The organism is Comamonas sp., from assembly GCF_036643215.1.
GTDB lineage: Bacteria > Pseudomonadota > Gammaproteobacteria > Burkholderiales > Burkholderiaceae_C > Comamonas.
This window is the reverse complement of the sequence record NZ_JAVXSJ010000049.1, coordinates 1-13,249: the sequence shown is the minus strand read 5'-3', so window position 1 is coordinate 13,249 and position 13,249 is coordinate 1. Positions and strand designations below refer to the sequence as shown.

General features: G+C 58.0%; 14 protein-coding genes and 2 tRNA genes. All 16 read left to right on the top strand.

Annotation, left to right across the window (positions count from 1 at the left end; all coding sequences use genetic code 11):
- The first annotated feature begins 1 nt into the window (after position 1).
- Positions 2-77 (top strand) — tRNA-Gly (locus RSF91_RS18690).
- Between the two features lie 16 nt (positions 78-93).
- Positions 94-167: transfer RNA gene (locus RSF91_RS18685), tRNA-Cys, on the top strand.
- A 495-nt stretch (positions 168-662) separates the two neighbouring features.
- Positions 663-1,139, top strand: coding sequence for a Panacea domain-containing protein (locus tag RSF91_RS18680; RefSeq protein WP_332569825.1), 477 nt, complete (start codon positions 663-665; stop codon positions 1,137-1,139).
- Entirely contained in the window at positions 1,120-1,608 is a 489-nt protein-coding gene (locus tag RSF91_RS18675; protein ID WP_332569824.1) for a hypothetical protein, read from the top strand. Before RSF91_RS18680 ends, RSF91_RS18675 begins: the two co-directional genes overlap by 20 nt.
- Positions 1,609-2,160: 552 nt before the next feature.
- Positions 2,161-2,892 carry an SDR family NAD(P)-dependent oxidoreductase gene (locus RSF91_RS18670; protein ID WP_332569823.1) on the top strand — a complete coding sequence of 244 codons (732 nt, stop codon included), beginning with the start codon at positions 2,161-2,163 and terminating at the stop codon, positions 2,890-2,892.
- Between the two features lie 11 nt (positions 2,893-2,903).
- Positions 2,904-3,671, top strand: coding sequence for an SDR family NAD(P)-dependent oxidoreductase (locus RSF91_RS18665; RefSeq protein WP_332569822.1), 768 nt, complete (start codon positions 2,904-2,906; stop codon positions 3,669-3,671).
- 13 nt (positions 3,672-3,684) lie between these two features.
- The gene (locus RSF91_RS18660; RefSeq protein WP_332569821.1) at positions 3,685-4,332 is read left to right on the top strand and encodes a nuclear transport factor 2 family protein; all 648 of its coding nucleotides are present in this window, start codon (positions 3,685-3,687) and stop codon (positions 4,330-4,332) included.
- Positions 4,333-4,341: 9 nt separating this feature from the next.
- Positions 4,342-5,424: an alkene reductase gene (locus RSF91_RS18655; RefSeq protein ID WP_332569820.1), complete on the top strand. Its 1,083-nt coding sequence runs from the start codon at positions 4,342-4,344 to the stop codon at positions 5,422-5,424.
- 311 nt (positions 5,425-5,735) lie between these two features.
- On the top strand, positions 5,736-6,638 hold the full coding sequence (locus RSF91_RS18650) for a VOC family protein (protein WP_332569819.1): 903 nt from the start codon (positions 5,736-5,738) through the stop codon (positions 6,636-6,638).
- 15 nt (positions 6,639-6,653) lie between these two features.
- On the top strand, positions 6,654-7,532 hold the full coding sequence (locus RSF91_RS18645; RefSeq protein WP_332569818.1) for a CoA transferase subunit A: 879 nt from the start codon (positions 6,654-6,656) through the stop codon (positions 7,530-7,532).
- Positions 7,533-7,542: 10 nt separating this feature from the next.
- A complete protein-coding gene (locus RSF91_RS18640; RefSeq protein WP_332569817.1) occupies positions 7,543-8,313 on the top strand; it encodes a CoA-transferase subunit beta in 771 nt (256 codons plus the stop codon).
- 1 nt (position 8,314) lies between these two features.
- A complete protein-coding gene (locus RSF91_RS18635) occupies positions 8,315-9,220 on the top strand; it encodes an enoyl-CoA hydratase (RefSeq protein WP_332569816.1) in 906 nt (301 codons plus the stop codon).
- Positions 9,217-10,296 (top strand): NAD(P)H-dependent flavin oxidoreductase, encoded by a 1,080-nt coding sequence (locus RSF91_RS18630; protein ID WP_332569815.1) that lies wholly within the window; start codon positions 9,217-9,219, stop codon positions 10,294-10,296. Before RSF91_RS18635 ends, RSF91_RS18630 begins: the two co-directional genes overlap by 4 nt.
- Positions 10,297-10,333: 37 nt before the next feature.
- Positions 10,334-11,092 carry an enoyl-CoA hydratase family protein gene (locus tag RSF91_RS18625; protein ID WP_332569814.1) on the top strand — a complete coding sequence of 253 codons (759 nt, stop codon included), beginning with the start codon at positions 10,334-10,336 and terminating at the stop codon, positions 11,090-11,092.
- A 29-nt stretch (positions 11,093-11,121) separates the two neighbouring features.
- Positions 11,122-12,276 carry an acyl-CoA dehydrogenase family protein gene (locus RSF91_RS18620; RefSeq protein ID WP_099737706.1) on the top strand — a complete coding sequence of 385 codons (1,155 nt, stop codon included), beginning with the start codon at positions 11,122-11,124 and terminating at the stop codon, positions 12,274-12,276.
- A gap of 17 nt (positions 12,277-12,293) precedes the next feature.
- Positions 12,294-13,249, top strand: a 956-nt coding sequence (locus tag RSF91_RS18615; protein WP_332569813.1) for an acyl-CoA dehydrogenase family protein, incomplete at its 3' end; no start/stop codon positions are given.

Sequence of the window (13,249 nt, the reverse complement as noted above, 5' to 3'; positions counted from 1 at the left end):
TGCGGGAATAGCTCAGTTGGTAGAGCGATACCTTGCCAAGGTATAGGTCGACGGTTCGAACCCGTTTTCCCGCTCCAGGTTTTTTGTGATGACGGCGCGATAGCAAAGCGGTTATGCCCCGGATTGCAAATCCGGTTAGACCAGTTCGACTCTGGTTCGCGCCTCCAGATTTCCTTGGTGAAATCAACAAGTTAGGCCTCCCAATCGGGAGGCCTTTTTGTTTTTAGATACAAAAAAACCGCAAAAAATCACGCTGACCGCGCGAAAAAACACCCTAAACCACGTGTGTACTGCATAGTTTGGCGGTTAGATGAGTTATATGCAGGGTCGGCCGACGAGATCTAAGGGCTGTTTTCGGCCATAAGTAGTCGGGCAGCTCGTGGCGCCCAGTGAAAGCTGTCTCTCAAAGCTGTGTACGATACGAACGGCTACCCTGTTCTTGGAAGCCGTCATCGGTGGCCAGTGACTACTCTACGTTAGAGCTGTTGGCCAGAGCGTCGAGTGGGCTGCAAACAGTACCACTGCTCATCCCCTGAACATGCCTATAGACCAGGGCAGTGGGACATAAACTGACCTCATAGCCCTTGGACTGTTTGCCGACTTGGGCTGGCGCGCTGATGACCCGGAAGAGATAGCGCGATAAAATGTTTCAAGGAGAGAAAATGACAAATCCAATTAATGTCGCGGCATGGTTCATTAACCACGTCGATCGTGACAGTGGTGACTCCATGACGCCACTCAAACTGCAAAAGCTTCTTTACTACGCGCAAGCGTGGCACCTGCTGGCGTTTGATGAGCCCCTCTTCCAAGAGGAGATGCAGGCTTGGGCCCATGGTCCAGTGGTGCCAAGCGTCTATCACGAGTTCAAGACATATGGCTTTAACTCGATTCCGGAATACAACGGGGCCGAGGAAATCGATGAAGAGTCCGAGCGCATCTTGTCTCAGGTAGCCGACATCTACGGAGAGTTCTCCGCGAAGCGCCTGGAAGCGATGACCCATATGGAGGATCCTTGGAAGGACGCCCGAAGAGGGATTGCGCCCGAGGCTCGTTGCGACGCTGTCATCCCCAAAGACACCATCAAAGCCTATTTTCAACGGACATATGGTGAGATGACGGATGAGCAAAACGCTGCCTAAAGGAAAGATCCAAGAAAGCGCTAAGGCCACACTTCAGCTCAGCGAACGCGACAATCAGATTTTTTCCATCGCCGAAAGTACTCAGGTGCAAGGGGGGGACAACGCGACCCCTTACATTGTGCTCAAATATTTTCGGGATACATACGAGTGCTTTTCTCATTGGGAGAAGGATGAGCTCAAAGCCTTTACTGATTTGATCAACGATCTTCGTAAGAGGACTTGGAAACAGGTGCTTCAAACGAGCGGAAAATCAAACAAGCATGGGCTTGCGTATACACCCTACGACCCTGCCAAGACTGCCGAAGCCGCGAAGACTCATCTTGAGGCAGTTCGTGGCCAAATTTCGCCAGACATAACGTTTTTCGAACTACGTGTTGATCAGAACAAGCTGAGAGTTCATGGGTTTCGAGCCCGTGCCGCTTTCTTCCTTGTACTTCTGGATCGAGAGCACCGCGTCTTCCCCATGTAATCGCAGTGCGGAACAGCCGTCAATGGGCTGTCCACTTAGATATTGGTCCTCGCCTGAGGCTACCTTGGTGTGCCACAAAAGGCGATGTAGAAAAGGAAAGGACTGTCATGCGCTGGACATCCTGAATCAACTTCGACCGATCGTGAATATTGCACAGTAATTAAGAAACGAACGGCCGCAATGGGTCGTGTGCAGTCGTTCAGCATATGCCTCTGTGGTGAGGTTGCAAGTTGAAGGGTAGGGTGCTCTGAGTCGGTTGTTGGGCGGTTGCCTCGTAACCTATTGATTTATAAGGTAGGCTTTAGCTTGCAAATCCGGTTAGACCAGTTCGACTCTGGTTCGCGCCTCCAAGATAAGCCAGAACTCTCACGAGTTCTGGCTTATTCTATTTCAGATCCAAAATTCTCTTTTCGAACGCCAGTATTGCGCTGCGTGCTCCTGATTGAGTAGCAAGTTAAACAAATTTGCTTAGTCTTGATGGACGATGGGCTGAATCCATTTTCTTTTTACGCTGTCTCCATATCTTGATTGCACATCAACATGGAGACAAAAATGCGTTTAACAGGAAAAATTGCCGTGGTCACAGGGGCTGGCCAAGGCATGGGCCGTGCGATTGCACAGCGTTTTGCAGATGAAGGCGCTACCGTGGTGGCGGTTGACCTGAACGAAGAAGCAGCCAAGCAGACTCTGGAAGGCAAGAGCGGTAAGCACCTGGCACGTTCCGTCAACGTGGGTGACAGCGCAGCCATCGACACGCTGTTTGCTGAAATCAAGCAAAACCTGGGCTCTGTGGATGTGCTGGTGAACAACGCAGGCGTGGGCTCTGTGGATCAGTTTGCCGATATCACCGATGCCACCTGGGAGCGCGTAATTGGCGTGAACCTGAATGGTGCTTTCTACTGCGCCCGTGCAGCGGTCAAGCAGATGCAAGAAGGCCAGGGCGGCGCCATTGTCAACATCTCGAGCACCTCGGCTGTCAGCGGCGACGGCCCTGCGCACTACTGCGCTTCCAAGGCTGCGCTGATGGGTCTGACCCGTGGCATGGCCAAGGAACTGGCCCCCAAGAAGATTCGCGTGAACACGCTGGTTCCCGGTCCTACCAACACACCCATGATGCAAGGCATTCCTCAGGAATGGGCTGACGCGATCATCGCTGGCGTGCCCATGGGTCGCATGGCTGAACCCGATGACATCGCAAAGGTGGCAGTGTTCCTGGCCAGCGATGACAGTGGTTTTGTGACCGGTCAGAACGTGGCAGTTAACGGCGGCAGCGCCTTCCTGTAAGGAGTATGAATATGAGCAAGCGTCTGGAAGGCAAAGTAGCATTCGTTACCGGTGGTAGCTCCGGCATTGGTGCTTCAACGGCAGAGCGTTTCGCCCAAGAGGGTGCCGTGGTGGTGATTTGCGGTCGCCGCAAGGAAGCGCTGGATGAAGTCGTTGCCAAGATCAAGGCAGCGGGCGGCAAGGCTGAAGCGGTTGTGGCCGATGTGGGTGTTGAGGCTCAAATTGTGGGCGCGCTGGAGCAAACTGCGCAGGCACACGGCAAGCTGGACATTCTGGTGAACAACGCCATGGCCTATACCTGGGGTGGCATTGAAGCCATGTCCACGCAGGACTGGCAAGCCAACTTCGGCACGTCGGTGGACGGTACTTTCTGGGGTACGCGCACGGCCTTGAAGCTGATGAAGAATGGTGGCGGCTCCATCATCAACCTCAGCTCGATCTGCGGCACGCTGGGCACACCCTATATGGCGGGTTACTCGGCAGCCAAGGCTGCGGTGATTAACTTCTCGCGCGCCGCGGCTGCGGAAGGTGCTGCTGCGGGTGTGCGCGTGAACGTGATCATTCCTGCGGTGATCGAAACGCCCGCCACTGCCGGCATGCTGGCGGATGAAGCATCTCGCCAGACCACGGAAAAGCTGATCCCCATGGGTCGCGTCGGTCAGTCGCAAGAAGTGGCCAATGCCATTTTGTTCCTGGCCAGCGATGAAGCCAGCTATGTGACCGGTGCTTCGCTGCCCGTGGATGGCGGTCGTTCGGCTGTGCTGGTGACAGCGCTGTAAGAGAGAGTTGAAGATGAGTGAACCCGTGAATCAGTGGCCACAAACGCTGGAAGAGCGTATCGACCGTCTGGAGTCGCTGGATGCGATTCGTCAGCTGGCTGGCAAGTACTCCCTGTCGCTGGACATGCGTGACATGGATGCCCACGTCAACCTGTTTGCACCCGATATCAAGGTGGGCAAAGACAAGGTTGGGCGTGATCATTTCATGGCTTGGCAGGACAGTACGCTGCGTGACCAGTTCACGGGCACTTCCCATCACCTGGGGCAGCACATCATCGAGTTCGTGGACAAGGATCACGCCACCGGCGTGGTCTATTCCAAGAACGAGCATGAGTGCGGTGCCGAGTGGGTCATCATGCAGATGCTGTACTGGGATGACTACGAGCGCATTGACGGTCAGTGGTTCTTCCGCCGCCGCCTGCCCTGCTACTGGTATGCCACCGATCTGAACAAGCCGCCCATTGGCGACATGAAGATGCGCTGGCCTGGTCGTGAGCCCTATCACGGTGCTTTCCACGACCTGTTCCCGAGCTGGAAAGAATTCTGGGCCAACCGCCCCGGCAAGGATGAGCTGCCGCAAGTGGCAGCACCTGCGCCGCTGGAGCAGTTTCTCAAAACCATGCGCCGTGGCACGCCCGCGCCGCGCATGCGTGTGCGCTAAGGAGTCGGTATGAATCAAACGCTTTTTACGCCCACCCAGTTCGGCAAGATTGCACTGCAAAACCGCGTGGTCATGGCGCCCATGACACGCAACCGCGCAGAGGTAGATGGCACGCCCACGGACATCATGGCCGAGCACTATGGTCAGCGTGGTGATGCAGGTTTGATCGTGGCTGAAGGTGCATGGCCTGAAGTGACGGGCCAAGCCTATTGCCGCCAGCCCGGCATTGAAACGGCCGAGCATGTGCGCGGCTGGCGCAAGGTGACGGATGCGGTGCATGCACGCGGTGGCTCCATCGTGCTGCAGATCATGCATTCGGGTCGCATTGGCAGCAGCCAGATCAAGCCTGCGGGTGTGCGCTCGGTGTCACCATCGGCTATTCAGGCGCAGGGCAAGATCTGGACCGATGCCGCTGGCATGAAGGACTTTGATGTGCCTCACGCTTTGAGTGCTGATGAAGTGCGCAAAGCCATTGCCGAGCACGCCGCAGCCGCCAAGCGCGCTGTGGATGCGGGTTTTGATGGCGTAGAGCTGCACGGCACCAGTGGCTATCTGAGCCTGCAGTTTCTGCACTCCAGCACCAACCAGCGCACCGACGAATACGGTGGCAACGCTGCCAGCCGTGCGCGCTTTGCGGTGGAATGTCTGGCTGCCATGGGTGACGCGATTGGGATTGACCGCGTGGGCCTGCGCCTGAACCCCGGCAATACCTTCAACGACACCTCGGATGAAAACTCTGAGGCCACCCATGCAGAGCTGATGCGTCAGGCCGCCAAGCTGGACATCGCCTACCTGCACGTCATGCGTGCACTGTTTGAGCCTTCGATTGATGCCTTCAAGCTGGCCCGTGAGAACTTTGGTGCCAACCTGATTCTGAACGATGGCTTTAATGCAGAAAGCGCTGAAGCGGCGCTGCAGGCTGGCGAGGGGCAGGCGGTGTCGTTTGCACGACATTTCATTGCCAACCCAGATCTGGTGCAGCGCATGCGTCTGGGCTTGCCTTTGAGCAAGTTTGATCGCAACACCCTCTACACCGCTGGTGCCAAGGGCTACAACGACTATGCGCAGGCTGACGAGATTCAGACTGCCTGATTAAGAGATTGCTGATCAGCCTTCGGGTTGATCTCTAAGTAGTTCATCGTGTTGGCCGCATTTCCTTTTGGGAGTGCGGCCTTTTTTTTGCTTTCTCCATTGTCGCCAGAGCGTCGGGCTGGACTACCTCAAATGGCTGAAAGGGTTTAGTCCTATTGGCTTGCATCGCTTTCTGTTAATTGGATGAGTGCTATGAAATTTGTTGCAAGAGGCAGTGATTCGTTAGTCTCAATGGACGATGTTTGTACCCCCCGTCAGAACCAGAATCCATCACATCACTAAACAAGATTTGGGTTGGAGGCCCCGGCATCATGATGGAAATACGTGGACTAGCGTACGTTGTCGCTGAGAGCTCTGATTTGGATCGCTGGGTCAGCTATGCACGTGACGTGCTTGGCATGATGCCTAGCACCACCGCTGATGGCGATCTGCTGATCAAGATGGATGAGCGTCAGTTCCGCTTTCAGGTTCAGCCTGGCAGTCAGGACAAGTACTTTGCATCCGGCTGGGAAGTGGCCAACAAGGAAGCCTTCGATCAGGCACTCAAGGCGCTCGAAGCCGCTGATGTTCGCTACGAAATTGGCAATGCCGCACTGTGCACCAAGCGTCGTGTGCAGCAGCTGGCTATCGTGCAGGACCCTTCTGGCAATCGTCACGAAATCGTCTGGGGCTTCAAGTCCGATTTCACCCACTTCGCATCGCCCCAAGGCGTGTCGCGCTTCATCACTGGTGACTACGGCCTGGGCCACACCGTGCTGCCCGCACCTGACTTTGACAAGACCGCCGCCTTTGTGCGTGACGTGCTGGGCTTTGGTCTCTCGGACATCTACAACTTCAAGCCCGCAGGCGATGAAGGTCCGACCATCCGCATTCACTTCTTCCATTGCGCCAACGGCCGTCACCACAGCCTGGCGCTGGCTGAGTTCCCTTCTCCATCGGGCTGCGTGCACGTGATGGTCGAAGTGGACAACATGCCCGAAGTGGGCCGTGCCATGGACCGCATGCAAAAGGGCGAAGTCAAACTTTCGGCCACGCTGGGTCAGCACACCAACGACAAGATGATCTCGTTCTACATGAAGACGCCTTCCAACTTCGACCTGGAGTTCGGCTATGGCGGCGCCATCATCGACTGGGATCACCACATCACGCATGAATTCACGACCGTCAGCCTCTGGGGACACGACTTCAGCGTAGGTCGTCCTGAAAACAACTAATAGGAGGCTTGAGACATGGCCAATAAATTAATGACTGCGAAGGACGTTGTGGCATCCATCAAGGATGGCATGACGATTGGTATTGGTGGCTGGGGCCCTCGCCGCAAGCCCATGGCTCTGGTGCGAGAGCTGCTGCGCAGCGACGTCAAAGATCTGACCGTGGTGGCTTATGGCGGTGCCGATGTGGGCATGTTGTGCGCCGCTGGCAAGGTCAAGAAACTGATCTTCGCCTTTGTGTCGCTGGACTTCATTCCGCTGGAGCCTTACTTCCGCAAGGCCCGCCAGAACGGCTCCATCGAAGTGATGGAAATCGACGAAGGTCACATGGTGCTGGGCCTGAAGGCTGCTGGCATGCGCATTCCCTACATCCCCACTCGCGTGGGTCTGGGTACCGATGTGATCAAGCACAACAGCGACATCAAGCTGGTGGGCTCTCCTTACGACAACAAGGAGTGGGTTGCGATGCCTGCTATCAATCTGGATGTGGCCCTGCTGCATGTGGATCGCGCTGACTCGCGTGGTGTTTGCCAGATTGCAGGCCCCGATATTTATATGGACGACCTGTTTGCCCGCGCTGCGACCAATACGTTTGTGAGCTGTGACGAGCTGGTGGAATCCAGCACTTTCGAGTCGGCTGACGCTGCGCGCCTGGTGTTCTGGGAGCGTTCCGAGACGACTGGCGTGGTTCACCTGCCCGGCGGTGCTCACCCCACATCCTGCGCACCTCTGTATGGCTTTGACGTCAAGCACTTCAAGGAATACGTAGCCAGCAGCAAGGAAGAGGGCGGCTGGAACGAGTACCAGCAGAAGTACGTGCAGTGCACGGAGCAGGAATATCTGGAAAAAGTGGGTGGTATGGACGCAATCAAGCGCCTGCCCCTGCCTGTGTTCTAAGGAGGCAAAGATGAGTGAAATTGCATTGGTAGATCGCGTCATCTGCGCCGCGGCACGCGCCTGGGAAAAAGACGGTGAAGTTCTGGCCACCGGCATCGGCCTGGTGCCCCGCCTGGCGGCTTCGCTGTGCATGAAGTCCATCAATACAGATCTGATGATGACGGACTCCGAAGCCTGGGTGGTCAGCGAGCCCGTGCCCGTCGGCCCCCGTGGTGACTACAAGATCAAGCGTGAGTCCTGGATGGGCTTCTCCCGCATCTTCGACAACGTCTGGGGTGGCAAGCGTCACGCCATGGTGGGCCCCGTTCAGGTGGATCGCTTTGGTCAGGGCAACATCTCCATGGTGGGCGGCGACTATGCGCGTCCCAAGTCCATGATGCTGGGTGTGCGCGGCTTTCCGGGTAACTCCATCAACCACGCCAACTCCTTCTTTGTGCCTAACCACAGCCCCAAGGTGTTTGTTTCGGGCGAGGTGGATGTGGTTGGCTCTGTGGGCTACAACCCCGCACGTCTGGCCAAGGGCTGGACGCTGGAAGAAACCACGGACATCCGCTTCATCTTCACCAACCTGTGCGTGCTGGACTTCGGTGGCCCTGACTATCAGGCCCGCCTTGTCTCTCTGCACCCCGGTGTGACGGTTGGGCAGGTGCAGGAAGCCACAGGTTTCCCTGTGCATATCCCTGCCAACGTGGGCGTGACGGCGGACCCCACACCCGAGCAGCTGGCTTTGCTGGCCCAGCTCGATCCGCACAACCTGCGCGCTACGGCCATGGGAGCCTGATATGGAAAATGCAGCTTCCAGCGAATTTGTGACACGCGAAGACAAGGCCGTCTACGAAACCGACGAGCCCGTGCTCTACAGCGTGGACAACGGTATTGCCACGGTCACCATGAATCGACCCACGTTCAACAACGTGCAGAACTCGCAGATGACCTATGCGCTGGATGCTGCCTTCCGCAAGGCAACTGATGACGATAGCGTCAAGGTCATCGTGCTGCGCGGTGCAGGCAAGCACTTCAGCGCGGGGCACGATATTGGTACGCCCGGTCGAGACATCAACAAGTCTTTTGACCGTGCGCATCTGTGGTGGGATCACACCAACAAGCCCGGTGGCGAGCAATTGTTCGCCCGCGAGCAAGAGGTTTATCTGGGCATGTGCCGCCGCTGGCGCGACATTCCCAAACCTCTGATCGCCATGGTGCAGGGCGCCTGCGTGGCTGGCGGCCTGATGCTGGCCTGGGTCTGCGATCTGATCGTGGCCAGCGATGACGCATTCTTTCAGGACCCCGTAGTGCGCATGGGCATCCCCGGCGTGGAGTACTTTGCCCACGCCCACGAACTGCACCCCCGCATCGCCAAAGAATTTCTGCTGCTGGGCGACCGCATGACTGCAGACCGTGCCTACCAGATGGGCATGGTCAACCGTGTGGTGCCACGTGCCGAGCTGCAAGAGCAGGTCGATGCCATCGCTTTGCGCCTGACAGCCCAGCCCCGTCTGGGTCTGGCACTGACCAAGATGGTTGTCAACAAGGCTGAAGAGCTGCAGGGTCTGCGCTCCACCATGGACATGGCCTTTGGCTACCACCACTTTGCGCACGCTCACAGCCAGGCTATGGGCATGGGCCAGCTCGGTGGTCAAGACGCCAAGACCATGGTCAACGCCAACAAGAAGGAGGCCGCGCAATGAGCGAGGTCAATGCACTGCGCACGCCTTTGTGCGATTTGCTGGGATGCCGTTACCCGATCGTTCAGACTGCCATGGGCTACGTGGCTGGTGCGGATCTGGTGATTGGTACGACAAATGCCGGTGGCTTTGGCTTTCTGGCCGGCGCCACGATTCACGCCGACAAGATTGAAGCCGAGATTCTGCGCGTCAAGCGCGAGACGGATGACCAGCCTTTTGGCCTGAACTTTCACATGTTCCAGCCCAACGCCCAGCAACTGCTGGACCTGGCTGTGAAGTACCGCCTGCGTGCCGTGAGCTATGGCCGCGGCCCGGACAAGAAGGTGATCGGCCGTCTGCGTGATGCCGACATCGTCTGCATGCCTACCGTGGGTGCTTTGAAGCATGCCCAGAAGGCCATCGAGATGGGCGCCAATGCCATCACCGTGCAAGGTGGTGAAGGTGGCGGCCATACCGGCAGCGTGCCCACGACGGTGCTGCTGCCCCAAGTGGTGGATGCCGTGAGCGTGCCCGTGATTGCTGCTGGTGGTTTCTACGACGGCCGTGGCCTGCTGGCTGCGCTGGCCTTTGGTGCATCGGGCATTGCCATGGGAACCCGCTTTTTGATGACCAGCGACTCCAAGGTCCCGGATGCCACGCTGCAGCGCTACCTGGCCACCAAGGATGCTGAAAAGATTGCCGTATCGCATCTGGTTGATGGCATGCCCCAGCGCATGATTCCTAACGAATACCTGTCCATGCTGGAAAAGGCCAGCCCCATGAAGCGCCTGCGTATTGCGGTGAATCTGGCACTGAAGTGGAAGGCCGAAACTGGCATGACCACGGGTCAGGCCATGAGTATCTTCATGAAGGCCATGCGTGAGGATTCCTCCTCTGTGGCCCAGACCGTCATGGCGGCTAACGCCCCCATGCTGCTGCAGCGCTCCATGGTCGACGGCAACCCGGCCGATGGTGTGATGTCTGCCGGTCAGGTGGCCGCGCTGATTGGCAAGCTCGACAGCTGCGAAGACGTGATCAGCGGCATTGTTCGTCAGGCCATGGCCCGTCGCACTGCACTCAATGAATTGACTCCTGCGTAATAACAAGCCCATTAACAGGCCAACGAGAAGACTGAATATGTCCACTCAACAATTTCACTCCAACATTCACGACAACGGCGTGGCAGAGCTGGTGATTGACCGCGCTCCTGTCAATGCCCTGAATTCTGCTGGCTGGTATGGCCTGGCCCAGGAAATCCAGTCGCTGGGCGACCGCCCTGATGTGCGCGTGATCGTGATCCGCGCTGAAAACCGCGGCTTCTGCGCCGGCGTGGACATCAAGGAACTGGCCACCAACGACAAGCTCATCATCGATGTGAACGCAGGCAACTACGCCACGTTCAAGGCTGTTCACTTGAACAAGGTGCCGGTGATTGCTGCCGTGCACGGCTTTGTGCTGGGTGGCGGTATCGGTATCTGTGGTGCATCCGACATCGTGATCGCGGCGGAAGACGCTACCTTCGGCCTGCCCGAAGTGGACCGCGGCGCCATGGGCGGAGCAGCGCACCTGCAGCGCATGTTTGGTGTGCAAAAGACCCGCTACCTGTTCTTTACAGGCGAGATGATTGGAGCGCAGGAAGCCTTCCGTTTGGGCGCTGTCGAGCGCGTGGTACCCCGTGAGCAACTGCGTGATACCGCCATGGAAATCGCCAACAAGATTGCCGCCAAGAGCCCTGCCATGATCCGCATCGCCAAAGAAGCGCTGACCGGCATCGAAGACGGCAATCTGGAAGACAAATACCGCTGGGAGCAGGGCTTCACTCTGCAAGCCTATATGAGCCCCGATTCCGCCGAGACGCGCAGCGCCTTCGTGGAAAAGCGCGACGCCAAATTCTGATTCGCCAAGCGCAACGAGGAGACAACAAGATGGATTTGACCTATACCCCTGCGCAAAAGGCTTTCCGCACCAAGGTGCGCGCCTGGCTCAAGGACAACGTACCGAAAGAGCGCCTCAAGAGCTACGACACGCGTGAAGGCTTTGAGCAGCACCGTGCGTGGGAAGCCTTGCTGGCAGGCGCCGGTTACAGCGCCGTCATGTGGCCCAAGGACCTGGGTGGCAGCGGCTGCGACCTGACCGAATGGCTGATTTTTGAAGAAGAATACTGGGCCGCCGATGCACCTGCACGCGTGAACCAGAACGGTATTTTGCTGCTGGGCTCCACCATCATGGAGTTTGGTACGCCTGAGCAAAAAGCCCGCTTCCTGCCCCGCATGGCCCGTTGCGACGACATGTGGGCGCAAGGCTGGTCTGAGCCCAATGCTGGCTCTGACATGGCGGCCATCAGCAGCCGCGCTACGCGCCAGGGTGACAAGTTCATCCTGAACGGCCAGAAAATCTGGTCCACCCGCGCCATCTTTGCAGACTGGGTCTTTGGCCTGTTTCGCAGCGATCCCACCTCCAGCCGTCACCACGGCCTGAGCTACATCCTGGTGCCGCTGAACACGCCCGGCATCACCGTGCGCCCCATCCGCGCCATCAATGGCCGCGAGCATTTCGCTGAAATCTTCTTCGACGATGTCGAAGTCTCTGCTGAGAACCTGATTGGTGCCGAAGGCAAGGGCTGGCATGTGGCCATGGCGACTGCTGGCTTTGAGCGCGGCCTGCTGCTGCGCTCTCCCGCACGCTATCAGCGCAGCGCCCAGAAACTGGTGGACCTGTACCTGCGCAACCAGGTCGATGCCGACCGCGACCATTCCATCCGCGACGCTGTTCTGCGCGCATGGCAGGGTGCCGAGGCCTACACACTGTCTTCGTACCACACCGTGGGCCGCCTGAACAAGGGTGCGCAGATCGGTGCGGAAGCGAGTACCAACAAGATTGTCTGGTCCGAGCTGGACATTCTGATCAACGAAACCGCCATGCGCATTCTGGGTCAGCGTGCAGAGCTGATCGATGACGAAGAAGCCAATGACTGGCTGGAAGGTTTCCTGTTTGCGCAAGCAGGCCCGATCTACGCGGGCAGCAACGAGATTCAGCGCAACATCATTGCCCAGCGCATGCTGGGTCTGCCCAAATCCTGATCGGCTGGGAGAACACCATGGACTTCACCTTTACCGAAGATCAAATCGCATTCCGTGACTCGGTCAGCCGCTTTCTGATGACGGAAGCCGCTCCCGAGCTGCTGCGCGACATCTGGGAAACCGAGAGCGGTCGCTCGCCCGAGCTGTGGGCCAAGATTGCGGAGCAGGGCCTGATGGGCCTGTCCGTGCCCGAGGCCGATGACGGCATGGGCATGGCCGATATTGACTGGGCTTTGCTGCTGCAGGAAGTGGGCTACTACGCTCTGCCTGATGCGCTGACCGACACCGCCTATGTGGCTGTGGGCATGCTGTCTGCTTTGCCACAAGGCCACGCTGCCCGCGCCTACCTGCCCAAGATCGCCAGCGGCAGCTGCCGCGTGGCCGTGGGTCACCCCAGCAATGCGACCGTGGCCGATGCGGAGCACGCTGATGTGTTGCTGCTGGCCCAGGCCACGGCAACGGGGCTGGAGCTGCACCTACTGACTCCTGCCCAGTGCGAAATCAAGGCGCTCAAGAGCATTGACTCCTCGCGTCGCCTTTCCAAGGTGAGCTGGACCGCTTCTGACGCGACCCGTGTGCTTGATGGTGCTCTGGGCCAGAAGGTCTGGGATACCGCTGGTGAGCGTGGCGCGCTGGCGGCTGCAGCCCAGATGGTGGGTCTGGCCCAGCGCATGCTGGACCTGTCTGTGGACTATGTCGCTCAGCGCAAGCAGTTCGACAAGGTGATTGGCAGCTTCCAGGCCGTGCAGCACCATCTGGCAGACATCGTCACCAAGATCGAATTTGCCAAGCCTGTTCTGTACCGCGCTTTCTATGCGCTGCAGCACAACGAGCCTGATCTGGCCGTGCGCATCTCTCACGCCAAGCTGCAGTGCAGCGAAGCGAGCTGGTTTGCCTCGCGCAACAGCCTGCAGGTGCATGGTGCCATGGGCTACACCTGGGAAGTCGATCTGCAGATGTTCATGAAGCGCGC